Source organism: Streptomyces sp. NPDC049585 (genome assembly GCF_040675615.1).
Classification (GTDB): Bacteria; Actinomycetota; Actinomycetes; order Streptomycetales; family Streptomycetaceae; genus Streptomyces; species Streptomyces luteosporeus.
In genome coordinates, this window is sequence record NZ_JBFAPE010000009.1 from 131,524 (window position 1) to 156,284 (window position 24,761).

General features: G+C 73.0%; 22 protein-coding genes and 1 tRNA gene. 11 read left to right on the forward strand and 12 right to left on the reverse strand.

The genetic code is table 11. The annotated features are described in order from the left end of the window. Window positions 1–217 precede the first annotated feature (217 nt). From AB0K17_RS13390 to galK, 4 genes are all read left to right on the forward strand, one after another. Window positions 218–919 carry a LuxR C-terminal-related transcriptional regulator gene (locus tag AB0K17_RS13390; protein ID WP_344437690.1) on the forward strand — a complete coding sequence of 234 codons (702 nt, stop codon included), beginning with the start codon at window positions 218–220 and terminating at the stop codon, window positions 917–919. 238 nt (window positions 920–1,157) lie between these two features. Beyond that, window positions 1,158–2,204, forward strand: coding sequence for a galactose-1-phosphate uridylyltransferase (gene galT / locus AB0K17_RS13395; RefSeq protein ID WP_365983032.1), 1,047 nt, complete (start codon window positions 1,158–1,160; stop codon window positions 2,202–2,204). After that, window positions 2,201–3,163, forward strand: a complete 963-nt coding sequence (gene galE / locus AB0K17_RS13400) for a UDP-glucose 4-epimerase GalE (protein ID WP_365983033.1) — start codon at window positions 2,201–2,203, stop codon at window positions 3,161–3,163. Before galT ends, galE begins: the two co-directional genes overlap by 4 nt. Beyond that, complete coding sequence (gene galK, locus AB0K17_RS13405) at window positions 3,160–4,323, forward strand: galactokinase (RefSeq protein WP_365983034.1); 1,164 nt, start codon at window positions 3,160–3,162, stop codon at window positions 4,321–4,323. Before galE ends, galK begins: the two co-directional genes overlap by 4 nt. 4 nt (window positions 4,324–4,327) lie before the next feature. On the opposite strand, the gene AB0K17_RS13410 is transcribed toward galK, so the two are convergent. Further along, entirely contained in the window at window positions 4,328–4,774 is a 447-nt protein-coding gene (locus AB0K17_RS13410) for a GNAT family N-acetyltransferase (protein WP_365983035.1), read from the reverse strand. 240 nt (window positions 4,775–5,014) lie between these two features. On the opposite strand from AB0K17_RS13410, the gene AB0K17_RS13415 reads away from it, so the two are divergent. Continuing rightward, a complete protein-coding gene (locus AB0K17_RS13415) occupies window positions 5,015–5,797 on the forward strand; it encodes a response regulator transcription factor (protein WP_365983036.1) in 783 nt (260 codons plus the stop codon). Here AB0K17_RS13415 and AB0K17_RS13420 read toward each other — a convergent pair. Beyond that, window positions 5,756–6,253 (reverse strand): MarR family transcriptional regulator, encoded by a 498-nt coding sequence (locus tag AB0K17_RS13420; protein WP_365983037.1) that lies wholly within the window; start codon window positions 6,251–6,253, stop codon window positions 5,756–5,758. The two genes, AB0K17_RS13415 and AB0K17_RS13420, sit on opposite strands and share 42 nt — an antisense overlap. Window positions 6,254–6,325: 72 nt before the next feature. Between AB0K17_RS13420 and AB0K17_RS13425 the strand changes: the two genes are divergently transcribed. Then, a complete protein-coding gene (locus AB0K17_RS13425) occupies window positions 6,326–7,138 on the forward strand; it encodes a trans-aconitate 2-methyltransferase (RefSeq protein WP_365983038.1) in 813 nt (270 codons plus the stop codon). Window positions 7,139–7,261: 123 nt separating this feature from the next. Next, complete coding sequence (locus tag AB0K17_RS13430) at window positions 7,262–7,888, forward strand: Uma2 family endonuclease (protein ID WP_365983039.1); 627 nt, start codon at window positions 7,262–7,264, stop codon at window positions 7,886–7,888. Between the two features lie 21 nt (window positions 7,889–7,909). Here AB0K17_RS13430 and AB0K17_RS13435 read toward each other — a convergent pair whose 3' ends face one another. Next, window positions 7,910–8,605, reverse strand: a complete 696-nt coding sequence (locus tag AB0K17_RS13435; RefSeq protein WP_365966019.1) for a TetR/AcrR family transcriptional regulator — start codon at window positions 8,603–8,605, stop codon at window positions 7,910–7,912. Next, window positions 8,602–9,603 carry a fatty acid desaturase gene (locus tag AB0K17_RS13440; RefSeq protein WP_365966018.1) on the reverse strand — a complete coding sequence of 334 codons (1,002 nt, stop codon included), beginning with the start codon at window positions 9,601–9,603 and terminating at the stop codon, window positions 8,602–8,604. Before AB0K17_RS13440 ends, AB0K17_RS13435 begins: the two co-directional genes overlap by 4 nt. Window positions 9,604–9,810: 207 nt before the next feature. Between AB0K17_RS13440 and ppc the strand changes: the two genes are divergently transcribed. Further along, window positions 9,811–12,558 carry a phosphoenolpyruvate carboxylase gene (gene ppc, locus AB0K17_RS13445; RefSeq protein ID WP_365983040.1) on the forward strand — a complete coding sequence of 916 codons (2,748 nt, stop codon included), beginning with the start codon at window positions 9,811–9,813 and terminating at the stop codon, window positions 12,556–12,558. A 47-nt stretch (window positions 12,559–12,605) separates the two neighbouring features. On the opposite strand, the gene pth is transcribed toward ppc, so the two are convergent. The 6 genes from pth to AB0K17_RS13475 all read right to left on the reverse strand — a co-directional run bounded on the left by pth (window position 12,606) and on the right by AB0K17_RS13475 (window position 17,463). Continuing rightward, window positions 12,606–13,196 carry an aminoacyl-tRNA hydrolase gene (pth, locus tag AB0K17_RS13450; protein ID WP_365966076.1) on the reverse strand — a complete coding sequence of 197 codons (591 nt, stop codon included), beginning with the start codon at window positions 13,194–13,196 and terminating at the stop codon, window positions 12,606–12,608. A 90-nt stretch (window positions 13,197–13,286) separates the two neighbouring features. After that, the gene (locus AB0K17_RS13455; RefSeq protein WP_365966016.1) at window positions 13,287–13,859 is read right to left on the reverse strand and encodes a 50S ribosomal protein L25/general stress protein Ctc; all 573 of its coding nucleotides are present in this window, start codon (window positions 13,857–13,859) and stop codon (window positions 13,287–13,289) included. 207 nt (window positions 13,860–14,066) lie between these two features. Next, window positions 14,067–15,044: a ribose-phosphate diphosphokinase gene (locus AB0K17_RS13460; protein WP_190132144.1), complete on the reverse strand. Its 978-nt coding sequence runs from the start codon at window positions 15,042–15,044 to the stop codon at window positions 14,067–14,069. 73 nt (window positions 15,045–15,117) lie between these two features. Continuing rightward, the gene (gene glmU / locus AB0K17_RS13465; RefSeq protein ID WP_365966015.1) at window positions 15,118–16,572 is read right to left on the reverse strand and encodes a bifunctional UDP-N-acetylglucosamine diphosphorylase/glucosamine-1-phosphate N-acetyltransferase GlmU; all 1,455 of its coding nucleotides are present in this window, start codon (window positions 16,570–16,572) and stop codon (window positions 15,118–15,120) included. Window positions 16,573–16,691: 119 nt separating this feature from the next. Continuing rightward, window positions 16,692–16,762, reverse strand: a tRNA-Gln gene (locus AB0K17_RS13470). Window positions 16,763–16,773: 11 nt separating this feature from the next. Next, window positions 16,774–17,463 (reverse strand): hypothetical protein, encoded by a 690-nt coding sequence (locus AB0K17_RS13475; protein WP_365983041.1) that lies wholly within the window; start codon window positions 17,461–17,463, stop codon window positions 16,774–16,776. Window positions 17,464–17,606: 143 nt separating this feature from the next. Here AB0K17_RS13475 and AB0K17_RS13480 point away from each other — a divergent pair, with 143 nt between their 5' ends. Next, window positions 17,607–18,965 carry a histidine kinase gene (locus AB0K17_RS13480; protein ID WP_365983042.1) on the forward strand — a complete coding sequence of 453 codons (1,359 nt, stop codon included), beginning with the start codon at window positions 17,607–17,609 and terminating at the stop codon, window positions 18,963–18,965. Between the two features lie 184 nt (window positions 18,966–19,149). Here the strand turns inward: AB0K17_RS13480 and AB0K17_RS13485 are convergent, their stop codons facing one another. Together AB0K17_RS13485 and AB0K17_RS13490 are read right to left on the reverse strand one after the other, a co-directional pair. Beyond that, complete coding sequence (locus AB0K17_RS13485; RefSeq protein ID WP_365966012.1) at window positions 19,150–19,653, reverse strand: SUKH-3 domain-containing protein; 504 nt, start codon at window positions 19,651–19,653, stop codon at window positions 19,150–19,152. Window positions 19,654–19,663: 10 nt separating this feature from the next. Further along, window positions 19,664–20,194, reverse strand: coding sequence for a YwqJ-related putative deaminase (locus AB0K17_RS13490; protein ID WP_365966011.1), 531 nt, complete (start codon window positions 20,192–20,194; stop codon window positions 19,664–19,666). Window positions 20,195–20,416: 222 nt separating this feature from the next. Between AB0K17_RS13490 and AB0K17_RS13495 the strand changes: the two genes are divergently transcribed. Next, a complete protein-coding gene (locus AB0K17_RS13495; protein ID WP_365966010.1) occupies window positions 20,417–21,394 on the forward strand; it encodes an SMI1/KNR4 family protein in 978 nt (325 codons plus the stop codon). A gap of 8 nt (window positions 21,395–21,402) precedes the next feature. After that, window positions 21,403–24,639, forward strand: a complete 3,237-nt coding sequence (locus tag AB0K17_RS13500) for an SUKH-4 family immunity protein (protein ID WP_365983043.1) — start codon at window positions 21,403–21,405, stop codon at window positions 24,637–24,639. Window positions 24,640–24,761 lie beyond the last annotated feature (122 nt).

A 24,761-nucleotide genomic window follows, 5' to 3' on the forward strand; every position in this document is an offset into this window, starting at 1 on the left:
GTGCATGCCTGAACGATCCGTTTCAGTCGGGAAGTACACGTGATGGGCAGGGATTTCGGCATTCCGGGGGACTTCTCACGGGTAAGGGGCGCGGAACGTCGAACAAGCGTGTAGCTTCCCGGGCAAGAGGGTGCCGGGGAGACATGGAGACATACAGACTTGCGTGGTCGGTACCGGGCCACCACGCACGGACAGTCGGGCGACAGGGGGGAAGCTGATGGGCGTGCGGCTCATGGTGGTCGACGACCATCGACTGCTGGCCGAGGCCCTCGCCTCGGCGCTGAAGCTGCGCGGCCACCGCGTCCTCGCGGCGGCCGCGCCCAGTGCGGGAGCGGCGGAACTGGTCATCAGCCGCGCACCCGAGGTGTGCCTGCTCGGCACCGCGTCCCCGGCCGAACCGGGCGTCTTCGACCCGGTCGTCCGCATCAAACGCGAACGCCCCCAGGTCGCCGTCGTCGTCCTCGGCCCCGTGCCCAACCCCCTCGGCATCGCGGCCGCCTTCGCCGCCGGCGCCTCCGGGTACGTCCGGCACAACGAGCGCATCGAAGGCGTCGAACGCGCCATGATGAAGGCGCGCGCCGGCGAGGCCGCCGTCGATCCGCAACTGCTGCAGGGAGCCTTCGTCGAACTGCTCAACCCGGCCGCCCAGCCGGACGACGAGGGCGCACGGCTGCTGCAGCTGCTCACGCCGCGCGAGGTGGAGGTCCTGGTCCGGGTCGCCGAGGGCGAGGACACGCGACTCATCGCGGCGGGAATGGGAATAGCGCCCAGCACGGCCCGCACGCACGTGCAGCGGGTGCTGATGAAACTCGGCGTCGGGTCGAGGCTGGAGGCGGCGGCGCTGGCCGCGCGCACGGGGCTCTTGGAACGAGCGGCGGCACGCGGTGCGGGGGCGATCCCGGCACAGCCGGGGCGCTAGAGACTGTCCGGCGGCTCGCCGTCGTAGGGCACCACGTGCCCCGTCAGGGGCGCGGGGCGCTGTCGATGTGCGGCTGCCGCCGCGTGGGCGCGATCGGCCACCGACGGCCCGCAGCCGAGGCGCTGCCCCTGGACTCCGTCCGCGGACGCGTCGTGGCTTGTCGCGCAGTTCCCCGTGCCCCTGACGGGGCGCACCCGCACAGTTTTGGGGCACCCCCCTCCCGGGGAGGGATGGTGCCGTGAAGAAGACGGCCACCCGGCTCGCGGACGGCCGCGAGCTGATCTATTACGACGCCCGCGACGACGCCGCCCGCGGCGCCGTCACCGATGTGCGCCCCCTCCCGCCGCGCCCCGCCGCCGGCGAGGTCCGCCACGATCCGCTGCTCGGCGAGGGCGTCGTCGTCGCCTCGCACCGCCAGGACCGTACGCATCTGCCGCCCCCCGAGCAGTGTCCGCTGTGTCCGTCCCGGCCGGGCCGGCCGACGGAGATTCCCGCCGCCGACTACGACGTCGTCGTCTTCGAGAATCGTTTCCCCGCCCTGTCGGGGGAGGCGGGCCGCTGCGAGGTGGTGTGTTTCACCGACGACCACGACGCCTCGTTCGCGGCTCTCACCCCGGAGCGCGCTGCACTGGTGCTCGCCGCCTGGACGGACCGGACGGCGGAGCTGTCGGAGCTGCCCGGTGTGGCGCAGGTCTTCTGTTTCGAGAACCGCGGCATCGAGATAGGCGTCACCTTGGCGCATCCGCACGGGCAGATCTACGCCTATCCGTTCGTGACGCCGCGCACCGCCCGCATGCTGGAGTGTGCCGCCGCCCACCGGGCGGGGACCGGACGGAACCTGTTCGAGGACGTCGTGGCGGAGGAGCGCGCCGACGGCCGCCGCATCGTCGCCGAGGGCGCGCACTGGACGGCCTTCGTGCCGCGGGCCGCCCGTTGGCCGTACGAGGTCCAGGTGCATCCGCGCCGCCGCGTACCGGACCTGCTCGCCCTGGACGACGCGGCCCGCGCCGAGTTCCCGGCGCTGTACCTGGACCTGCTGCGCCGCTTCGACCGGCTGTTCGGCGCGGGGGCGCCGCCCACCCCGTACGTGTGTGCGTGGCACCAGACGCCCGTGGTCCACCCCCACAGGGATGAATTCGGCCTTCACCTTCAGCTCTTCACCGTGCGCCGGGCTCCCGGCAAGCTGAAGTTTCTCGCGGGTTCGGAGTCCGCCATGAACGTCTTCGTCAACGACGTGCCGCCGGAGGCCGCGGCCGAGCGACTGCGAGAGGCGGCGGGCGCATGAGCGCGGGGACGTTCCTGGTCACCGGTGGTGCGGGCTATGTGGGCAGTGTGGTGGCGGCGCACCTGCTGCGGGCGGGACACCGGGTGACGGTCCTGGACGATTTGTCGACGGGGCACCGTGATGCCGTGCCCGAGGGCGCGGATTTCGTCCGGGGGCGTGTGCAGGACGCCGCGCGCCATGTGGACGGCTCGTACGACGCCGTGCTGCACTTCGCCGCCTGCTCGCAGGTCGGGGAGTCCGTCGCCGACCCCGAGAAGTACTGGCGCAACAACACCGGCGGCACGCTCGAACTGCTGGCGGCCATGCGGGAGGCCGGCGTACGCCGCCTCGTCTTCTCCTCCACCGCCGCCGTCTACGGCGAACCGGCCGCCGTCCCCCTCACCGAGGACGCCCCCACCGCCCCCACCAATCCCTACGGCGCGAGCAAGCTCGCCGTGGACCACATGATCGCGGGGGAGTGCGCGGCCCACGGCCTGGGCGCGGTGTCCCTGCGCTACTTCAACGTCGCCGGCGCCCACGGCCGTCACGGCGAACGGCACGCCCCCGAGACCCACCTGATCCCCCTCGTGCTGCAGGTGGCCCTGGGCGAGCGCGAGGCGATCGACGTCTACGGCGACGACTACCCGACGCCCGACGGGACGTGCGTGCGCGACTACATCCACGTCGCCGACCTCGCCGAGGCCCACCTGCTCGCGCTGGCCGCCGTGCGCCCCGGCGAGCACCTGGTGTGCAACCTCGGCAACGGCAACGGCTTCTCGGTGCGCGAGGTCGTCGAGACCGTCCGCAAGGTGACCGGGCACCCCGTGCCGGAGCGCCCGGCGCCGCGGCGGCCCGGCGACCCGGCCGTCCTCGTCGCCTCGGCGGCCCGGGCCGCCGAGGCGCTCGGCTGGCGGCCCCGGCGGCCGGAGCTGGCCGGGATCGTCGAGGACGCCTGGGAGTTCGCCCGGCGGCGCGCGTGAGCGCGGAGCGGGCCGCGCGGGCGTTCCGCGCCCGGTACGGGATGCCGTGCGCGGGGGTGTGGGCGGCGCCGGGCCGGGTCAACCTGATCGGCGAGTACACGGACGTCAACGAGGGCTTCGTCATGCCGTTCGCGCTGCCGCTGCGGACGTGGGTGGCCGCCCGGGCCCGTGCCGACGGACGGCTGCGGGTGCACTCGGCCGCGGCGGCCGGCGACGGGATCGTGGACGCGGGGGACCCGGCACCCGGCACGGTGCGCGGCTGGGCCGCCTATCCGGCGGGGGTCCTGTGGGCGCTGCGCACCGCGGGGTACCCGGTGGGCGGCGCCGACCTGCACGTGGAGAGCGAGCTGCCGGCGGGCGCGGGCCTGTCCTCGTCCGCCGCGCTGGGCGTGGCCACGGCGCTGGCGCTGGACGAGCTGTACGGGCTGGGCATCGGGCGGCCCGCGCTGGCCCTGCTGGTGCAGCGTGCCGAGAACGACTTCGCGGGGGTGCCGTGCGGGGTCATGGACCAGATGGCGGCGGCCTGCTGCGTGGCCGGGCACGTGCTGCACCTGGACACGCGGGACCTGGCGCGGCGGCAGGTGCCGTTCGATGCGGCGGGCGCCGGGCTGCGGCTGCTGGTCGTCGACACCCGGGTCGCGCACGCGGTGGGGGCGGGCGAGTACGCGCGGCGGCGCGCGGGCTGCGAGCGCGCCGCCCGGCTGCTCGGCCTGCGCGCGCTGCGCGACGTGGCGTACGGCCAACTGGACGACGCGCTCGACGCGTTGGAGGCATCGGGCGCCCCGGAGCTGTGCCCGCTCGTGCGGCACGTGGTGACCGAGAACGACCGCGTCGCGCAGGTGGCGGCACTGCTCGACGCGGGGGACGTCCGGGCGGTCGGCCCCCTGCTGACGGCCGGTCATGCCTCGCTGCGCGACGACTTCGCCGTCTCCTGCACGGAGTCCGACCTCGTGGTGGACGCGGCCGTCGCGGCCGGCGCCCTGGGGGCGCGGATGACGGGGGCCGGGTTCGGGGGCTCGGTCGTCGCCCTGGTGGAGGCGGGGGCGGTGGGGAAGGTGACGGAGGCGGTCTCCGCCGCGCTCACCGCCGCGGGCGGCCGCGCCCCCGCCGTCTTCGAGGCGGTGCCGGCGCCGGGCGCGCACCGGGCCCGGCCGCGCTGAGGCGTCAGGAGCCGAAGCGCTTGGTCAGCAGGTGGTTGGCCACGCCCGGTGGGTAGTCGTCGATCGTCGCGACCAGTTCGTAGCCGAGCCTGCGGTAGAAGTCCGGGGCCTGGAAGTCCCAGGTCTCCACCTGGCTGCCCACGGCCCCGTGCACGGTGCGGGCCTCCTCCTCCGCCCGCGCGACCAGGCGGCTGCCGAGCCCGCTGCCGCGGTGCCGGGCGTCGACCCACAGCAGTTCGAGGTGGAGCCAGTGCCACTGCAGGTGGCCTATGGCGCCACCGGCCAGTTCGCCGTCCGGGCCGGTGGCGAAGACGTGCAGCGGGACGGCCTCCCGCGCGGACGTTCCGCCCAACGCGCGGATGACGGACGAGTGTTCGGCATTGCTCGCCCGGAGACGCGCGTGCACCACATCCCGTCGTTCCGGATCGTTCACCGCCTCAATACTGAACATAAAGCTCACCATAAACAGCGGGGTCAAGCACTTTTGCCAATACGCCACCGGCACCCCGCCCCGGCCGTACGCTGAATCACAGCGCCGGTGGGGGCCGGTGCTGATCAGGGGGCGAGACAGGCAGGTACGACGCCCGGGGTGGGGTGGTTGGCGGGCACGGCGGCGGCCGTGCGCGCGCGGCGGCCCCCGCCCGGGCGCCGTACCCGCGCTGTGTTCGTCCACCAGGACATGGGGGTGGTTGTGGCACGTATTCGGGTATTGGTGGTCGACGACCACCGCATCTTCGCCGAGTCGCTCGCCGCCGCCCTCGCGGCGGAGCAGGACGTGGACGTCGCGGCCGCCGGCAGCGGGCCGGCGGCGCTGCGCGCGCTGGAGCGCGCGGCAGGTGAAGGGCGGCGTTTCGACGTGCTGCTGATCGACGCCGACCTCGGCGCGGCGGCGGGCGGGGAGGTGGCGCACGTACCGGCCCAGCCCCGGGGCCCCGGCGGGGAGGGCGCCGACAGCACGGTCGACGGGATCTCGCTGGTCGGCAGGGTGCGCACGGGCCATCCGGGAGTGCGCACGGTGGTGCTGGCCGAGCGGGACGACCCGCGCCGGGCCGCGGCCGCGCTGCAGGCGGGCGCCGGCGGCTGGGTGGCCAAGGACTGTTCGCTCTCCCGCCTGCTCGCGGTGATACGAGGGGTGCTGCGCGACGAGACGCACCTGCCGCCGGCCCTCCTGACGGGCGTGCTGCGCGAGCTGACGGCCGCGCGCAAGCACCGCACGGAGAGCGAGCGGCTGGTGGAGTCGCTCACGCCGCGCGAACGGGAGGTGCTGCGCTGCATGGTGGCGGGGCTGGGCCGCAAGGCCGTCGCCGAGCGGCTGTACCTCTCCCCGCACACGGTCCGCACCCACATGCAGAACGTGCTGGGCAAGCTGGGCGTGCACTCGACGCTGGCGGCCGTGGCGCTGGCCCGGCGGGCCGGGGTCGGCCCGGTGGACCTAACCGGGGACGTTGTCGAACGGGGCGGTCAACTGGCGTAGCAGCCCGGCCAGTTCGGTGCGCCGGGCGGGGGAGAGCTCGACGAGGATGGCCCGCTCCTGGGCGAGCAGGCCGGCCAGCGCCTGGTCGGCCCGGTCCCGCCCCTCGTCGGTGAGCCGGACGAGCACACCGCGCCGGTCGCTCGGGTCCGGCTCCCGGTGGACCAGGCCCTTCTTGGCGAGCCGGTCGATGCGGTTGGTCATGGTGCCGGAGGTGACCAGGGTCTGGGTGAGCAGCTGGCCCGGCGAGAGCTGGTACGGCGAGCCGGCGCGGCGCAGCGCGGTGAGCACGTCGAACTCCCAGGGTTCGAGCTCGTGCTCGGCGAAGGCGGCGCGCCGGGCCCGGTCGAGGTGCCGGGCGAGCCGGGAGACCCGGCTGAGCACTTCCAGTGGTTCCACGTCGAGATCGGGGCGCTCTCGACGCCACGCCGCGACCAGCCGATCGACCTCGTCCTCCATGTGATTAGTGTAGTTGGTCTGTCGACATGAAGTCTCTTGACATCAAGATAAGCAGGTGCGGATCCTGAGGGCATGCCCCCAGTAGCCACACCCTCCTGGGACCCCGGCCAGTACCTGCGCCACAGCGGCCCCCGCACCCGCCCCTTCCACGACCTGCTCGCCCGCATCCCCGACCTGCCCGGGCAGGGCCGGCGCCCCGCCCGCATCGCCGACCTCGGCTGCGGCGCCGGCAACGTCACCGCTCTGCTCACCGCACGCTGGCCCGACGCCGACGTCCTCGGCCTCGACAACTCCCCCGAGATGCTCGCCGAGGCCCGCGCGTACTGCGGCGACCGGATCACCTTCGCCCACGCCGACCTCACCACGTGGGTGCCGGACGGGCCCTACGACCTCATCGTCTCCAACGCGGCCCTGCAATGGGTGCCCGGCCACGCCCGGTCCTTCGCGACCTGGACGAAGGCCCTCACCCCCGGCGGCACGCTCGCCTTCCAGGTCCCCGGCAACGGCGACGCCCCCAGCCACGCCCTGCTGCGCGAGCTGTGCGCCTCCCCGCGCTGGCACGACCGCCTCGGCGAGGCGGGCCGGCGCCGGGTGGACGTCCTTGCGCCTCAGGAGTACCTCGACCGGCTCACCCGGCTCGGCTGCACGGTGGACGCCTGGGAGACGACGTACGTCCACGTGCTGCAGGGCGAGGACCCCGTCCTCGACTGGATCCGCGGCACGGGCCTGCGCCCGGCCCTGACGGCCCTGGCGGACGACGCGGAGGCGACGGCGGCCTTCCTCGCGGAGTACGCGGCACTGCTGCGCGAGGCGTACCCGAGGCGCCCGTACGGGACGCCGTTCCCGTTCCGACGGGTGTTCGTGGTGGCGCGCAAGCCGGACTGATCACTCATTCGAATGAAGGGACGACATTCGCATCATGAGGCCGGTGTGCGGCTCCTAGCGTCGGCGGTGTCGCTTGTGCCGCTGTGGCGCCGGCGCCCAGACTGAGGGAGGAGGTGCTCCACGATGACCGCACTCGCGCAAGAGGTGATCCCGGTGGCGGACGAAGAGCCGGTATCCGACCTGGACGAGTTCCTGTGGCAGACGTGGAAGGCCATGGTTCCGCCGGAGGGCTACCGGGCCGAGATCATCGAGGGGTCCATCGAGGTGTCACCTACTGGCCGCCGTCGTCATGCTGTCTTGATCAACCGACTTCGGCGTGAGCTCGAAGCCCATCTGGCGGACACGGCCTTCGCCGCATACCAGGACACGAACGTCGTCCACCGCCGCAGAGGGTGGATTCCCGATCTCGTGATCTCGTTGCGCGATCTGAGCGAGGAGACCTGGGACGAGGACGGCCTCGGCGTCGACGCGTCCGCGGTCGAAACGGTCGTCGAAGTCGTTTCGCCGGGTTGGCGGGACACCCAGCGCGACCGCATCCGCAAGCGTCGCGAGTACGCCCGGGCGGGCATTCCGCTGTACGTCCTCATCGACGACCACGACGACGACGGCGTGGTGGTCCTGCTCAGCGAGCCCGACGCGGACAAGGCCGCCTACGCGGGCGAGCACCGTATCCCCTACGGCACCGACGCCGTGATCCCCGTCGGCCCGGCCAAGGGCTTCGTCATCGGCGAGGCGATCACCAAGTCCTGACCGGCCGAGGGGGCCGGCCGGTCAGCTCTTGCGGTGGCCCACCAGGCGGGGCTTGGGCTCCAGGCCGTCCAGGCCGTGCCAGGCCAGGTTCACCAGGTGGGCGGCCACCTCGGCCTTCTTCGGCTTGCGCACGTCCAGCCACCACTGGCCGGTCAGGGCCACCATGCCCACCAGGGCCTGGGCGTAGAGGGGGGCGAGCTTGGCGTCGAAGCCGCGGGCCTTGAACTCCAGGCCCAGGATGTCCTCCACCTGGGTGGCGATGTCGCTGATCAGCGAGGCGAAGGTGCCCGTCGACTGGGCCACCGGCGAGTCCCGCACCAGGATGCGGAAGCCGTCCGTGTACTTCTCGATGTAATCCAAAAGGGCGAACGCCGCCTGCTCCAGGAGCTCGCGGGGGTGGCCCGCGGTCAGGGCGCCGGTGACCATGTCGAGCAGCTGGCGCATCTCGCGGTCGACCACCACCGCGTACAGCCCCTCCTTGCCGCCGAAGTGCTCGTAGACCACCGGCTTGGAGACCCCGGCCTTCGCCGCGATCTCCTCCACGGACGTGCCCTCGAACCCCCGCTCGGCGAAGAGCGCGCGACCGATGTCCAGGAGCTGCTCGCGGCGCTCCGCGCCGGTCATCCGCACCCGGCGGGGGCGCGGGCGCCGGCTCCCGGAGGGGGCGGGCAGGTCCTTGTCGCTGGTATTGCTGTCGATCGCCACGCCGTCAATCATGCCGCGTGTGCGGCACTTCCCTCCCCGCCCGTCTCCTGGGGCCGCCGCTTGGCGGCGATCCGGCCCGCGTCCGGCCAGCGCACGTCGTACGCCCAGCCCGCCTGCTCGCACCAGCGGATGAGGCGGGCGCTGGAGTCCAGCTGGCCCCGCAGCACGCCGTGCCGGGCGGAGGTGGGGTCGGCGTGGTGCAGGTTGTGCCAGGACTCGCCGCAGGACAGGACGGCCAGCCACCACACGTTGCCGGAGCGGTCGCGCGACTTGAACGGGCGCTTGCCGACCGCGTGGCAGATCGAGTTGATCGACCAGGTCACGTGGTGCAGCAGCGCCACCCGCACCAGCGAGCCCCAGAAGAAGGCCGTCACCGCGCCCTGCCAGGACCAGGTCACCAGGCCGCCCACCAGCGGCGGGATCAGCAGCGAGACCGTCGTCCACAGCACGAACTGCCGCGAGACCGCGCGGATGGCCGGGTCCTTGATCAGGTCCGGGGCGTACTTCTGCTGCGGCGTCTGCTCGGAGTCGAACATCCATCCGACATGGGCCCACCACAGGCCCTTCAGCAGGGCCGGCACGCTCTCGCCGTAGCGCCACGGCGAGTGCGGGTCGCCCTCGCCGTCGGAGAACTTGTGGTGCTTGCGGTGGTCGGCCACCCAGCGCACCAGCGGCCCCTCGACCGCCATCGAACCCATGATCGCCAACGTGATCCGCAGGGGCCGCTTGGCCTTGAACGCACCGTGTGTGAAGTAGCGGTGGTAGCCGATGGTGATGCCGTGGCAGCCGATGTAGTACATGGCCGTCATCAGGCCGAGATCCAGCCAGCTCACGCCCCAGCCCCAGGCGAGCGGGACCGCGGCGAGCAGGGCGATGAACGGAACGACGATGAACAGCAGCAGAGTGATCTGCTCGATCGACCGGCGTTGCTCCCCTCCGAGAGTGGCGGAGGGGAGGGGGGTCTCCTGGGCCTTCGGCGCATTTTCGATCACGTCGGGGCTTGCAGTCATGGGTTCCCTCATGGGGGTCGGGGCTTGGCTACGGTCTCGTGGCTACGGTTCCGTAACCTACGGCTTCGTAAGTATGGCAGGGCTCGGCCCCCGGGCAAGAGGCCGCGGCCGACCGCGCGTCGCCCGGCGACCTATGCTGGGGGCGTCGGACAGCGCGGTCCGCCACCCCTCCAGACGTGCTCGGAAACATCGCAAGGAGCCGCACCTGTGAGCAGTGCCGACAACACCAGTGCCGACAGCACCAACGCCGCCCTGCGCGCCGACATCCGCCGTCTCGGCGACCTCCTCGGCGAGACCCTGGTCCGCCAGGAGGGTGAAGAGCTCCTCGACCTCGTCGAGCGCGTGCGCGCCCTGACCCGTACGGACGGCGAAGCCGCCGCCGAACTCCTCGGCGGCACCGACCCGCAGACCGCGGCCAAGCTGGTGCGGGCCTTCTCCACCTACTTCCACCTGGCCAACGTCACCGAGCAGGTGCACCGCGGCCGCGAACTGCGCGCCCGCCGCGCCGCCGAGGGCTCGATCCTCGCCCGCACCGCCGACCAGCTCAAGGACGCCGACCCCGAACACCTGCGGCAGACCGTCGAGCACCTCGGCGTACGCCCCGTCTTCACCGCCCACCCCACCGAGGCCGCCCGGCGCAGCGTCCTGAACAAGCTCCGCCGCATCGCCGAGCTCCTCGACGACCCCACCTCCCGCACTCCCGGCGAGGGCGACCGGCGCCGCACCGACCTGCGGCTCGCCGAGAACATCGACCTGCTCTGGCAGACCGACGAGCTGCGCGTCTCCCGGCCCGAGCCCACCGACGAGGCCCGCAACGCCATCTACTACCTCGACGAGCTGCACGCCGACGCCGTCGGCGACGTCCTGGAGGACCTGCAGGCCGAGCTCGAGCGCGTCGGTCTCGACCTGCCCGCCACCACCCGCCCGCTGACCTTCGGCACCTGGATCGGCGGCGACCGCGACGGCAACCCCAACGTCACCCCCGACGTCACCTGGGACGTGCTGATACTGCAGCACGAGCACGGCATCACCGACGCCCTCGAACTCGTCGACGTGCTGCGCGGCGCCCTGTCCAACTCCATCCGCAACAGCGGCGCCACCGAGGAACTGCTCACCTCCCTCCAGCGCGACCTCGAACTGCTCCCCGAGATCAGCCCCCGCTACAAGCGGCTGAACGCCGAGGAGCCCTACCGCCTCAAGGCCACCTGCATCCGCCAGAAGCTGGTCAACACCCGCGAACGGCTCGCCAAGGGCACCCCCCACCAGGAGGGCCGCGACTACCTCGGCACCGGCGAACTCCTGGCCGACCTGCAGCTCATTCAGGACTCCCTGCGCGCCCACCGCGGCCGGCTCATCGCCGACGGGCGCCTGGAGCGGGCCCTGCGCACCCTCGCCGCCTTCGGCCTGCACCTGGCCACCATGGACGTGCGCGAACACGCCGACGCCCACCACCACGCCCTCGGCCAGCTCTTCGACCGGCTCGGCGAGGAGTCCTGGCGCTACGCCGACATGCCGCGCGACTACCGCGGCCGGCTGCTCGCCAAGGAACTGCGCTCCCGCCGCCCCCTGGCCCCCAGCCCCGCACCGCTGGACGCGGCCGGCCAGAAGACCCTCGGCGTCTTCCACACCATCGGCGAGGCCCTGCAGACCTTCGGCCCCGAGGTCGTCGAGTCGTACATCATCTCCATGTGCCAGGGCGCGGACGACGTCTTCGCCGCCGCCGTCCTCGCCCGCGAGGCCGGCCTGATCGACCTGCACGCCGGCTGGGCGAAGATCGGCATCGTGCCGCTGCTGGAGACCACGGACGAGCTGCGCGAGGCCGACCGGATCCTCGACGAGATGCTCGCCGACCCCTCCTACCGGCGCCTGGTCGCCCTGCGCGGCGACGTGCAGGAGGTCATGCTCGGCTACTCCGACTCCTCGAAGTTCGGCGGCATCACCACCTCGCAGTGGGAGATCCACCGGGCCCAGCGCCGTCTGCGCGACGTCGCCCACCGCTACGGCGTGCGGCTGCGGCTCTTCCACGGCCGCGGCGGCACCGTCGGCCGCGGCGGCGGCCCCACCCACGACGCGATCCTCGCCCAGCCGTGGGGCACCCTGGAGGGCGAGATCAAGGTGACCGAGCAGGGCGAGGTCATCTCCGACAAGTACTTGATCCCCTCCCTCGCCCGGGAGAACCTCGAACTGACCGTCGCCGCCACCCTGCAGGCCTCCGCCCTGCATACCGCCCCCCGGCAGTCCGACGAGGCGCTCGCCCGCTGGGACGCGGCCATGGACACCGTCTCCGACGCCGCCCACGGCGCCTACCGGCGCCTGGTCGAGGACCCGGACCTGCCCGCGTACTTCTTCGCCTCCACGCCGGTCGACCAGCTCGCCGAACTGCACCTGGGCTCCCGGCCCTCCCGCCGCCCCGACTCCGGCGCCGGCCTCGACGGCCTGCGCGCCATCCCGTGGGTCTTCGGCTGGACGCAGTCACGGCAGATCGTGCCCGGCTGGTTCGGCGTCGGCTCCGGCCTGCGCGCCGCCCGCGAGGCCGGCCTGGACTCCGTCCTCGCCGAGATGCACGAGCGCTGGCACTTCTTCCGCAACTTCCTCTCCAACGTCGAGATGACGCTGGCCAAGACGGACCTGCGCATCGCGCAGCACTACGTCGACACGCTGGTTCCGCAGGAACTGCGGCACGTCTTCGACGTGATCAAGGAGGAGCACGCGCTGACGGTGCAGGAAGTCCTGCGGATCACCGGCGAGGACGAGCTGCTGGCGGCCAGCCCCGTCCTGCGGCAGACGTTCCGCGTCCGCGACGCCTACCTCGACCCGATCTCGTACCTGCAGGTGACGCTGCTGCACCGGCAGCGCGAGGCGGCGGCCCGGGGCGAAGCCCCGGATTCCGTGGTCTCGCGCGCCCTGCTCCTGACCGTGAACGGCATTGCGGCGGGCCTGCGCAACACGGGCTGAGCCGGCGCACGGGGTACGGGGCCCTGCGGAGCCCCGTACCGACGGCCTCAGCCGTTGTACGTGCTCTGGGCGCGCTCGAGCCCGTCCAGTACGAGGGACTCGACCGCATCCGCCGCGCGGTCGACCTCGTAGTCGAGGTCCTTGCGCTCCGTGGAGGAGAAGTCCTTCAGGACGAAGTCGGCCACCTGCATGCGCCCCGGCGGGCGGCCGATGCCGAAGCGGACGCGGCAGTAGTCCGGGCCCAGCGACTTCGTGATCGACTTCAGGCCGTTGTGGCCGTTGTCGCCGCCGCCCACCTTCAGCCGCAGGACGCCGTAGTCGATGTCCAGCTCGTCGTGGACGACGACGATCCGCTCGACCGGCACCTTGTAGAAGTCGCGCAGGGCGGTCGTCGGGCCGCCCGACAGATTCATGAACGACATGGGCTTGGCGACCACGACCCGCTGCGACGCCGGGCCCGGCGGGCCGATCCGGCCCTCGACGACCTGGGCCCGCGCCTTGTGCGCCTTGAACCTGCCGCCCATCCGCTCCGCGAGCAGGTCGGCGACCATGAAGCCCACGTTGTGGCGGTTGCCCGCGTACTCGGCGCCCGGATTGCCCAGGCCCACGATCAGCCAGGGGCTGGAGCCGTCCGTCATCTGCATGTCTCCTTCATACGCCAACCGCCGTCCCGCTTCCTCTTCGAAAGCGGGACGGCGGTCGGATCAAAGAACTACCGGGGGCCTGGATCAGGCCTCGGCGCCCTCGGCCTCGGCCGGGGCGACGTCACCGGCGACGACGTGCAGGACGACGGTGTCGGCGTCCACGGCCAGCGCGACACCGGCCGGCAGGACGACGTCCTTGGCGAGGACGGAGGCACCGGCCTCCAGGCCCGCGACGGAGACGGTGACGGCCTCGGGGATGTGGGTGGCCTCGGCCTCGACCGGCAGGGCGGTCAGGGTGTGCTCCAGCAGGTTGCCGCCCGGGGCCAGCTCGCCCTCGGTGTGGACCGGGATCTCGACGGTGACGGTCTCGCCGCGCTTGACGACCAGGAGGTCGACGTGCTCCAGGAAGCCCTTGAGGGCGTCACGCTGGACCTGCTTGGGGATGACCAGCTCGTTGCGGCCCTCGATGTCCAGGGACAGCAGGACGTTCGGGGTCTTGAGCGCCATCATCAGGTCGTGGCCCGGCAGGGACACGTGAACCGGCTCGGCACCGTGGCCGTAGACGACGGCGGGAACCTGGTGGGCGCGGCGGATGCGGCGGGCGGAGCCCTTGCCGAACTCGGTGCGGACGGCGGCGTTGAGCTTGACCTCGGCCATGGTGCACTCCTCGTGAACAGAACGTGTGGTGGACGGGTTACCCGGCCCACGACAGGCCTGCTACGAAGAGCGCGTCGATAACGGACCGCCGCACATGAGTGCGGCCTCCCTCGCCGAGCAACTCGCAGAGTCTACCCGGCGGGGGAGGCCGCCCAGAAATCGATCAGTGCCCGATCAGCAGAAGCGATGCCCGATCAGCAGAATCGATCAGCCCAGCTCGTCGAAGAGGCTGGTCACGGAGCCGTCCTCGAACACCTCGCGCACCGCGCGGGCGATCGTCGGGGCGATCGACAGGACCGTGATCTTGTCGAGCTCCAGCTCGTTCGGCGTCGGCAGCGTGTTGGTGAAGACGAACTCGCTCACCTTGGAGTTCTTCAGACGGTCCGCGGCCGGACCGGAGAGCACGCCGTGCGTGGCCGTCACGATGACGTCCGCGGCACCGTGCGCGAAGAGCGCATCGGCGGCGGCGCAGATCGTGCCACCGGTGTCGATCATGTCGTCGACCAGGACGCACACGCGGCCCTTGACGTCACCGACGACCTCGTGGACGGTCACCTGGTTCGCGACGTCCTTGTCGCGGCGCTTGTGCACGATCGCCAGCGGCGCGCCCAGACGGTCGCACCAGCGGTCGGCGACGCGCACCCGGCCGGCGTCGGGGGAGACGACGGTCAGCTTGTCGCGGTCGACCTTGGCACCCACGTAGTCCGCCAGGATCGGCAGCGCGAACAGGTGGTCCACCGGGCCGTCGAAGAAGCCCTGGATCTGGTCGGTGTGCAGGTCGACCGTCAGGATGCGGTCGGCACCGGCCGTCTTCATCAGGTCCGCGATCAGACGGGCGGAGATGGGCTCGCGACCGCGGTGCTTCTTGTCCTGACGGGCGTAGCCGTAGAACGGCAGGATCACGGTGATGGAGCGGGCCGACGCGCGCTTGAGCGCGTCGATCATGATGAGCTGCTCCATGACCCACTTGTTGATGGGAGCCGTGTGGCTCTGCATCAGGAAGCAGTCGGCGCCGCGCGCGGACTCCTGGAAGCGGACGTAGATCTCACCGTTGGCGAAGTCGAAGGCCTTGGTCGGGACCAGGCCGACGCCCAGCTGGTGCGCGACCTCCTCGGCAAGCTCGGGGTGGGCGCGGCCGGAGAAGAGCATCAGCTTCTTCTCGCCGGTCGTCTTGATCCCGGTCACAGCACAGTCTCCTTGGATGTCGCTTTGTGTGCGCTTATCACGGTACGCCCCGCACGGCGTGCCGGTGTCACGGTCACTGCTCGCCCTCGCTGTCCAGACGAGCAGCCTCGGCGGCCTCGGCGGCCGCGCTTCCCGGGCGCTTGCGCGCCACCCAGCCCTCGATGTTGCGCTGCTGGCCACGTGCGACGGCCAGCGAACCCGGGGGCACATCCTTGGTGATGACCGAGCCGGCGGCGGTGTACGCGCCGTCCCCGATCGTGACCGGAGCCACAAACATGTTGTCCGATCCGGTGCGGCAGTGCGAGCCGATCGTGGTGTGGTGCTTGCTCACACCGTCGTAGTTCACAAAGACGCTCGCCGCGCCGATGTTCGTGTACTCGCCGATCGTCGCGTCGCCCACGTACGACAGGTGCGGCACCTTCGTGCCCTCGCCGATCGTGGCGTTCTTCATCTCGACGTAGGCGCCGGCCTTCGACTTCGCACCCAGCCTCGTGCCCGGCCGCAGGTAGGCGTACGGGCCGACGTTCGCGCCCGCGCCGATCTCGGCGGAGTCGGCCACGGTGTTGTCCACCCGCGCGCCCTCGCCCACCGTGGTGTCGCTCAGCCGCGTGTTCGGGCCCACCTCGGCGCCGGTGGCCACGTGCGTGGCGCCCAGCAGCTGGGTGCCCGGCTGCACCAGCGAGTCCGGCTCGAAGGTCACGGTGACGTCCACCCACGTGGTCGCCGGGTCCACCACCGTCACGCCGCTCATCATCGCCGCGTGCAGCAGCCGCTCGTTGAGCAGACGGCGGGCCTCGGCGAGCTGGACGCGGTTGTTGATGCCCAGGATCTCCCGGTGGTCGCCGGCCACGGCCGCACCCACCCGGTGCCCGGCCTCGCGCAGGATGCCCAGGACGTCCGTCAGGTACTCCTCGCCCTGGCTGTTGTCCGTGCGCACCTTGCCCAGGGCGTCCGCCAGCAGCTTCGCGTCGAACGCGAACACACCCGAGTTGATCTCCCGGATCGCGCGCTGCGCGTCGGAGGCGTCCTTGTGCTCCACGATCGCGGTCACGGCACCGCTGTCGTCACGGACGATACGGCCGTACCCCGTGGAGTCCGGCACCTCGGCCGTCAGCACGGTCACCGCATTGCCGTCGGCGGCATGCGTGCTCGCCAGACGCTGCAGCGTCTCGCCCGTCAGCAGCGGGGTGTCACCGCAGACCACGACCACGGTGCCGTCGAGGGCGACGCCGCCCCGCGCCAGCTCCTCCAGGCCCATGCGCACGGCGTGACCGGTGCCGTTCTGCTCGTACTGCACGGCGGTGCGCACACCGGGGTCGATCTCGGAAAGATGCGCGGAAACCTGCTCGCGGGCGTGCCCCACGATCACCACCAGGTGCTCCGGCTCCAGCTCACGGGCGGCGGCGACGACGTGCCCGACCAGGGAGCGGCCGCAGATCGCGTGCAGGACCTTGGGGGTCGCGGACTTCATGCGGGTGCCCTCACCCGCTGCGAGGACGACGACGGCTGCCGGGCGGTTGGCGCTCACGGGTGTGCCCTTCGGCTTCGAGGGGGTGGACACCCGCAGGATACCGGGGCGTAAGAGAGGTGAAACGCGCAAGGGTCCTGACCTGGGCGGTCAGGACCCTGTGAGAACCGAAGTCCGGGCTCCCGGGGAAGGAATCGAACCCTCATTCAACGGACCAAAACCGTTTGTCCTGCCTTTAGACGACCCGGGATGGTTTGCGCACTATGTCCGATTAGCTTGATCGGCGTCGCGCGCAGAAGACACTATGCCGTACCACCAGCCTTCGATGCGACGGTACAGGTCGGCACTGCTCGTGACGCGGACGGTCAGGCAGCCGTGGTAGCCGCCCCCGACGTTCTTCCTCACTGTTTTCGGGTTGTGTTTCTTCAGGGTGGTCTTGCCCAGTGCGCTCGTTTCGACCCTCGCAATGGCGGCCCAGAATGCTTCCGCGCCTTTGACGTCTGCCGACTCGTGGATCATCACGTGAAATCTCAGGCGGCTTCGCTCGATACCCAGCAGGTCGAGCCAGGAGAGGTAGAGGCGGATCATGTCCGGGTCGCTGTTGATGAAAGTCACACGCTCCTCGGGCCGGTGCGCTTTGCTCTTCGAGCCCTCCGCCCAGTACAAGCCGACTCCGACGAGGAAGAGTTCGCGGTCTGTCATGCGGCCGATCTCACTGGCCGCCCCACGCTTCGTCTCGACGCGCTTGACCTGCTGTGCGGCCCGGTGCGGCGCCCACCGGGCCTCTCGCATGGCGTGCAGCTGCTCCGGCGTCTTTCGCGGCTTCGGTAGATCCCGCACCCACAGCGACACCGAGCTCTTCGACACACCCAGCTCCGCGACGATCTCGTCGTACGTGCACCCTGCCGTCCGTAGCTCGCGGGCCCGGGCCCGCATGTCTGGTTTTGCCATGGCGGCAGCCTCGCCCCGCCCATCGGGCGGAAGGGGGCATACCGGATTGCTTCACCAGTTCGAGTGATGATCATCTGCGCGGCACGCCCGCACGTGTCGTGGACACGCGAAAACCGGTGGCACCCGCCCGTAGTCTGGGTGGTATGACCACAACGGGGGCAATAGTGGAGGAGGGCGCGCGGGGCGCGCCCTCGGGGCCTTGGTGGTGGGCGCGGCGACGGGCCATGGCGCTGGACGTGGTGCTGGCCCTGGCGTCCGCCCTGGAGTGCCTGCTGGAGGGTGTGGCCTTCGCCCACGAGCTGGGGCTGCCGGGAGTGGCCGGCGGTCTCGTCGGCGTACCGGCGGGGGCCGCGCTGGTGCTGCGGCGGCGGTGGCCCGTGGCCGTGGTGCTGGTGTCGATCGCGATCACGCCCGCCGAGATGGGCTTCCTGATCAGCGTCGTCGGCCTGTACACGCTCGCGGCCTCCGAGGTGGCGCGGCGGATCACCGTGGTGCTGGCGGCCGCGTCGTTCGCGGGCACGGTGATCGTCGCCCTCGCCCGCTTCCACCAGGACGTGGCGACCGGCACCTACCACCCCGGCCTGTGGCCGACGGTCGCCTTCTCCGTCGTCATGGCGCTCGGCGTCACCGCCCCGCCCCTGCTCCTGGGCCTGTACGTCGGCGCCCGGCGGCGCCTCGTGGAGAGCCTGCGCGAGCGCGCGGACGGCCTGGAGCGGGAGCTGTCGCTGCTGGCCGAGCGGGCCGAGGAGCGGGCCGAATGGGCCCGCAACGAGGAGCGCACCCGCATCGCCCGCGAGATGCACGACGTCGTCGCGCACCGGGTGTCGCTGATGGTGGTGCACGCCGCCGCGCTGCAGGCCGTCGCCCTGAAGGACCCCGAGAAGGCCTCGCGCAACGCGGCCCTGGTCGGCGACATGGGCCGGCAGGCGCTGACGGAGCTGCGCGAGATGCTCGGCGTGCTGCGCACGACCTCGTCCGAGGCCGCCTCGCCGGCGCCCGCGCGGGCCGCGGCCGAGCCGGAGCGGCTGGCCGCCGTGGCCGCCGTGGCCGCCGCGCGGGTGCGCGGCGCGGCCGGCGAAGCCGCCGGGGACGCGGTGGACGGCGGGCCGTCGCTGGAGGGCCTGGAGCACCTGGTCGACCAGTCCCGGGAGGCCGGCATGGTCGTCGAGCTGACGGTGCACGGCGACCAGCGTTCGTACGCCCCGCACGTCGAGCAGACGGCGTATCGCGTGGTGCAGGAGGCGCTGACCAACGTGCACAAGCACGCGCCCGGCGCGAAGGCCGTGGTGCGGCTGGCCCACCGGAGCGCCGAGGTGGCCCTGCAGGTGGAGAACGGTCCCTCCGACGGCGAGCAGCCGGGCGCCGGCCTGCCGAGCGGCGGCAACGGACTGGTGGGCATGCGGGAGCGGGTGACCGCGCTGGGGGGCGTGTTCGTCTCCGGTCCGACGGACGCGGGCGGCTTCCGGGTCTCGGCGGTCATACCGGACGCGGCCGCGGCCTAGGGCGGGTCAGGCGGATCGTCGTCAGGCGCCACCACGGCGCCCCGTAGGGGCGCGGGACCGCGTGATCAGCCGGCGACGGCCCGCCGCCGACACGCCAGCTGCGGGCGCGTCGTGGCTTGTCGCGCCCACGCGGCGGCAGCCGCACATCGACACCGCCCCGCGCCCCTTCGGGGCACAGCACGCCCTACCCCCGCGCGGCCGAGAGGCGGGAGGGGCGGGTGCCGGTGACGAGCGTGCCGATGGCGTGGTCGATGTCCGAGCCGAGGTACCAGTCGCCGGTGGCGTCCAGGCTGTAGACGCGGCCGTGTGCGTCGATCACGAGCACCGCCTGTCCGTCGAGCTCCTGCCCGAGCGGGCACACGTCCGCGCCCAGGGCCCGCCCGAGGTCGGCGACGGTACGGGCGAGGTGCAGGCCGTGCATCGGGTCGATCTCGAAGGGCGTGGGTGCGATGTGCCGCCCGGCCCCCGGCGGCACCACCCGCAGTCCCCCGAACTCCGCCCACGCCTCCACCGCCGCCGGGAAGACGGTGTGCCGGTGCCCGGCGGGGGAGACGTGGGCGCGCAGGGTGTCGGCCCAGTTCTCGGCGGCCTTGATGTCCCAGCGGCCCGGCTGCCAGCCCGCCTCGCGCAGGGCGGCGTCGACGGCGACGGGGAAGCGGGTGGCGGCGGTGCGGTCGAATGCGCGCATGGTGTGGTGGTCAGTTCCTGCCGGTGGTCGGGGCGGCGGGGTCGACGGGGCGGACGCCGAAGTGGGCCAGCAGCTCGCCGCAGGAGCGGCACGGCGGGGCGTAGGCGCCGTGGCGCGGGTCGCCGTCCTCGCGGATGTGGCGGGCCGTCAGCTTGGCCTGCTTGAGCGCGCGCCGGGCCTCGCCGTGGGTGAGCGGTTTGCGGGCGGCGCGTTTGCTGCGCCCGGCCTCGTGGGCCGTCAGATAGCGGGTCAGCAGGACGGCCTCGGGGCAGCGGCCCGTGAAGCGTTCGCGCCGTTCGCTGGTCAGAGTGTCCAGGAAGTCCTGGACGAGGGGGTGGAGTCTGGGGGGTTGGTCCGCTTTGCCCGCGGTGCAGGTGAGGGTCTCCCCCCGGACGGACAGGGCGGCGGCGACGGCGGGCAGGATGCCGTCGCGGCGGCGCAGCAGGACCGGCGGCCGGGCCGCATCCTCGGAGGAACTCCAGGTCAGCCGGGGGTCGCCGGGCGCGGAGCCGTCGGTGTGGCGTTCCTGAGTCGTGTGCATGGTGGTTCTTTCCCTCCCGTGCAATCCCCCTGTTGCGGGGATCAGCCTGCCAAATGGGATGCCGGGTGCGGAAGGCAGGTCGGTGTTGCGTGGGGCGCGTGTTCCAGATGATCACTGTGGGGCCGGAACGTACGCAGTCGCAAGCGGCTGCCGCTGTCCTCCTTGCAGCACCGCATAGGCTGTCGGACACGTAGGAGACACAGTCAGCAGGGGGCTTCCGCCATGACGACAGGCCGGCTCGGGCAACAGACCGCGCCACCGAACGCGGCCTACGCCGGACAGGTCGTGCACTTCCCCGACCCGGTCCGGCGCAGCCGCCACCCCAAGGGCGTGCACGTGGACGACGACGGCTACCCCGACTTCTCGCCGTACGCCCGCGCCGCCGCCGAGATCGCCGAACCCCCCGAGGGCTTCGGCGTCGACGAGCTGCGGCTGACCGACTACGTCTCGGCCAACGCCGCCCTGCACGCCGCCGGCCACGAACTGTGGGCCAGCCTCTCGCCCGTCGCCACCCCGCACGGCTGGACCTGGCACCACGTCCCGCGCACCCGGCGGCTCGAACTCGTCCCCGTCGAGGTCAAGGCCCTGCTGCGGCACCACGGCGGACTCGCCACTGCCGCCGTCGACCAGGACAAGCGCGGCACCCGGCCCCTGCAGGAGACCCGGCCCGTCCACTTCGCCCTGCCGCAGCGCGACCTCGCCGTGACGGAGGAACAGGTCCAGGGCGTCGAAGAAGACCTCGGCTACCGCCTGCCCGGCGCCTACCGTGCCTTCCTCAAGGCCGCCGGCGGCTGCGCCCCCGTCGGCGCCGCCCTCGACGCCGAACTCGGACTGCTCGTCGACCAGCCCTTCTTCACCGTGCGCGAAGAAGCAGCGGTCAACGACCTCGTCTACATCAACAAATGCCTGCGCGACCACTTCACCAAGGACTACCTCGGCGTCGCCTTCGTCCAAGGCGGCGTCCTCGCCGTCAAGGTCAAGGGCGAAGCCGTCGGCTCCGTGTGGTTCTGCGCCTACGACGACGCGCGCGACCGCGACGGCTGGAGCGTGGGGGAACGCGTCGAGCACCTCATGCTTCCCTGCGGCGAGGACTTCGACGACTTCCTGTCCCGGCTCGCAGGCGGCCCGCCCGAGCTGGAGACGGTGGCGAACCTGATGGTCGACGGCGGCTTCGCGTACGCCGTACCGGTGGAGGGATGAGCGGCGCAATGGTGACGTTCGCGCAGGCACAGGAGCGCGGAGAGCGCTGGGTCAACGGCGACGTGCCGGCCTATCTGCAACGCGAGGTGCGGGTCCGCGAGTTCGACCTCGGCTTCGTGGTGTGGGCCGAGGACCGCGACGACGGCCCCACCGGCGGTGGCGCCCGCCACCGCCTGGTCATCGCCCGCGACAGCGGCGAGACCACGCTGTGGCCCGGCCTGCCGGTGGGCGAGGTCATCCGCCGCTACGAGGAGGAATACGGCACGCCGGAATCCGAACCGGCCTCGGCGCCGGAGGCGCCGCCGCGCCGAGTGGACCTGGAGGCGACGTCGTTCCTGCTGAGCCCACCGCAGTGGCTGCAGGACGCGGCGGACGCGATGGGCATCCCGGACCGGCGCCCGACGCCGACGCCGACGCCGGCGCCGGGGCTGGAGAAGGCTGCGGTCCCGCCGCCGCCGGCTCCGGAGCCGGTTCCCGAGCCGGAGAAGGAGGCGACGCCTCCGGTACTTCCGCCGCCGTCGCCGGAGAAGGCCGACGCGGCGGAGACCGACAGCGGTACGGACGACGACGCGGTCGCGAAGGCGTGGGCCGGGACGGACGTGCGCGCGGACGACGACGCGGACGACGACCGCTCGGTCGGCCTGCCCGCCACGGTGCTGGCGCCGGCCCTGTCGGGCTCGGACGCCGACGACACCCCGCCGCCGGGCGTCCGCCCGGATGCGAAGACGGCGCTCATGCCGCGGGGCAGCGCACTGCCCCCGACGGCGATCGCCCCGTCCCTGGAGTCCCTCGACGCGTCCCGCACACCCGCGCCGCCACACGGCCCCGCCGGCCCCGGGCCTCAGACCACCGGTGGCCCTGGTACGCCCGGTGTCCCGGGTGCCCCCGGTGGCCTTGGTGCCTCCGGTGCCTCCGGTGCCCCTAGTGCCCCCGGTACGCCCGGTGCCTCGGGTGGGTCCGGTGTCCCCGGTTTCCCCGGTGCCCCTGGCGGCCCTGGTGCTCCCGGTGCCCCAGGTGGGTCCGGTGCTTCCGGTGCCCCGGGTGGGTCCGGTGCCGGTCAGCCGCAGGGCCCCGGTGGCCCCGCGGCGCCCGGCGCTCCGGGTGTGCCTGGCGTCCCCAGTGCCCCCGGCGGGCCCGGTGCCGGGCACCCGCAGGGCCCCGGCGTTCCGGCTGCGCCCGGCGTTCCCCCGGCTCCCGGTGCCCCGGGTACGCCGGGTGGGCTTCAGGCTCCGGGCGCCCCGGGTGGCCCCATGACCCCCGGTGCCTCAGCTGTCCCTGGCGTGCCGAGTGCCTCGGCCGGCCTTGGAGGCCCGGGTGCGCCCGGCGCCCCTGCTGCTCCGGGCTGGCCCGGTGCCGGTCAGCCGCAGGGTTCCGGCGCGCCCGCAGCGCCCGGTGCCCCGGGTGCGCCCGGCGTTCCTCCGGCTCCCGGTGCCCCGGGTACGCCGGGTGGGCCTCAGGCCGCCGGCGGCCCGGGTGCCCCCGGTGCCTCGGCTGCGCCTGGCGCTCCCGGTGCCCCGGGCGGCCAGGCTCTTGGCGCCCCGGGCGATCCGGGTGGCCCGGGTATGCCGGGTGCCGGCCAGCCTCCGGCTGGGCCGGGCGCCCCGGGTGCCTCTGTTCCGGGTGCGCCCGGCGTCCCCCCGGCTCCCGCTGCTCCGGGTACCCCCGGTGCCCCAGGTGCCCCTGGTACCCCCGGTGCTGGGCACCCGCAGGCTCCCGGAGCCCCCGGTACGCCCGGCGGGCTTCACGCTCCCGGCGTCCCGGGCGCTCCCGGCGTCCCGGGTGCCTCCGCGGCGCCGGGCGCCCCTGGTGTGCCCCAGCCGCCGCAGGCGCCTGGTGCGCCCGGGGCGGGGGCGTCGCAGGGTGCCGGTGTGCCCGGTGCCGGTCAGGCGCCGCAGGCGCCCGGCGCGGTGCATGCTGCCGCCACGATGCTGGCCAGTCCCGGTGGGCCGGGTGCGCCGCAGCCCCCGCAGGCCCCCGGTGCGCCCGGTGCGCCCGGTGGGGTGCATGCCGCCGCCACCATGCTGGCCGGCCCCGGCGGGCCCGGTGCGCCGCAGCCCCCGCGGGCCCCGGGCGCCCCCGGCGCCCCGCAGGCGCCGGTGCATGCCGCCGCCACCATGCTCGCCAGCCCCGGCGGCCCCGGCGCCCCGCAGCCGCCGCAGGCACCCGGCGGCCCCGGCGCCCCGCAGCCGCCGCAGGCACCCGGCGCTCCCGGCACCCCGCAGCCGCCGCAGGCGCCCGGCACCCCGCCGGCGCCCGGGGTGCCCACCGTCGGGCCCGGGTACATGGCCGTGTTGCGCTACCGCGCGCAGGACGGGAAGGAGCAGCAGCTCATCCGGCGCAGTGCCCCCGGCACCCCGCATCCCGAGTGGCAGATCCTGCACGAGTTGCGCGCCATGGGCGTACCCCCGCAGCAGGTGTTGGAGCTGCACACCGAGTTGGAGTCGTGTGATCTGCCCGGTGGCTACTGTGCGCGGATGATCCGCGAGACGTGGCCGCAGGTGCGGATCAGTCATACCGCTCCGTACGGGCGGGATCACGCCACCCGGCAGCAGGGTGTGCGCCACCTCGTCGCCCACCAGGGCGAACTGCATCAGGTCGCGGACGGTCCGGCGCGCCCCGCGCCGAATCCGGTGCCGTTGCCGCCTCCCGGTCAGGTGCCGGTGGCGCCCGCGGTGGGGCAGGACGTGATCGGCCGTGAGCTGGCGGAGGCGTTCGGTCCGCAGGGTGTGTTCCGTTTCGATCAGCGTGCGGTCTCGCGGCAGGGCGTGCCGGAGCTGGTGGCGCAGACGCTGGTGTGGGCGGGTCTGCCGGTGGACTTCGGGCCGTTCTTCTGGGCGCAGGCCCAGCCGGGTCGTCCGGTGCCGACGTTGGCGGAGCTGGCGGCGGAGCGCGGTGTGCGTCCGGCGCCGGACGCCGGTTCGTACCTCGTGATGGGGACGGACTTCGGCCGGCAGCTGTGCGTCCAGTACGGCACGGCCCACATCGTGGCCGTTCCCCTGGAGGCCGGTCCGGACGGCGGCCCCGTGCCACCGCAATTCGTCAACACGAGTCTGCCTCAGTTCGTACGCTCTTTGGCGCTGCTCGGGAAGATGTGGCGCTGGCGCTACGGGCTCTCGCCGGAGCAGGCCGGGCGCTGGACCGTGGACTTTCAGCAGCAGCTGGCCTCGCTGGACCCCGCGGCCCTCGCGTCGCCCGAGAACTGGTGGGCGGTGCTGCTGGAGCAGATGTGGGACGGTCTCTTCTAGCGTTCGGTGCGGTGTACGCGGATGGTGTCCCGGGCTGCGGAGTGTCGCGTCCGGGGCACTTCGCCCGTCCGGGAATGATGTACGCCGGACCGTGTCGCATACCGGATTTCCGGATATAAGGG

Coding starts and splice junctions, on each gene's coding strand:
- AB0K17_RS13390 (WP_344437690.1), top strand. CDS start 218: ATGGGCGTGCGGCTCATGGTGGTCGACGACCATCGACTGCTGGCCGAG.
- galE (WP_365983033.1), top strand. CDS start 2,201: ATGAGCGCGGGGACGTTCCTGGTCACCGGTGGTGCGGGCTATGTGGGC.
- AB0K17_RS13410 (WP_365983035.1), bottom strand. CDS start 4,774: ATGTTCAGTATTGAGGCGGTGAACGATCCGGAACGACGGGATGTGGTG.
- AB0K17_RS13420 (WP_365983037.1), bottom strand. CDS start 6,253: ATGGAGGACGAGGTCGATCGGCTGGTCGCGGCGTGGCGTCGAGAGCGC.
- AB0K17_RS13425 (WP_365983038.1), top strand. CDS start 6,326: ATGCCCCCAGTAGCCACACCCTCCTGGGACCCCGGCCAGTACCTGCGC.
- AB0K17_RS13430 (WP_365983039.1), top strand. CDS start 7,262: ATGACCGCACTCGCGCAAGAGGTGATCCCGGTGGCGGACGAAGAGCCG.
- AB0K17_RS13435 (WP_365966019.1), bottom strand. CDS start 8,605: ATGATTGACGGCGTGGCGATCGACAGCAATACCAGCGACAAGGACCTG.
- AB0K17_RS13440 (WP_365966018.1), bottom strand. CDS start 9,603: ATGACTGCAAGCCCCGACGTGATCGAAAATGCGCCGAAGGCCCAGGAG.
- pth (WP_365966076.1), bottom strand. CDS start 13,196: ATGACGGACGGCTCCAGCCCCTGGCTGATCGTGGGCCTGGGCAATCCG.
- AB0K17_RS13455 (WP_365966016.1), bottom strand. CDS start 13,859: ATGGCCGAGGTCAAGCTCAACGCCGCCGTCCGCACCGAGTTCGGCAAG.
- AB0K17_RS13475 (WP_365983041.1), bottom strand. CDS start 17,463: ATGGCAAAACCAGACATGCGGGCCCGGGCCCGCGAGCTACGGACGGCA.
- AB0K17_RS13480 (WP_365983042.1), top strand. CDS start 17,607: ATGACCACAACGGGGGCAATAGTGGAGGAGGGCGCGCGGGGCGCGCCC.
- AB0K17_RS13485 (WP_365966012.1), bottom strand. CDS start 19,653: ATGCGCGCATTCGACCGCACCGCCGCCACCCGCTTCCCCGTCGCCGTC.
- AB0K17_RS13490 (WP_365966011.1), bottom strand. CDS start 20,194: ATGCACACGACTCAGGAACGCCACACCGACGGCTCCGCGCCCGGCGAC.
- AB0K17_RS13495 (WP_365966010.1), top strand. CDS start 20,417: ATGACGACAGGCCGGCTCGGGCAACAGACCGCGCCACCGAACGCGGCC.
- AB0K17_RS13500 (WP_365983043.1), top strand. CDS start 21,403: ATGGTGACGTTCGCGCAGGCACAGGAGCGCGGAGAGCGCTGGGTCAAC.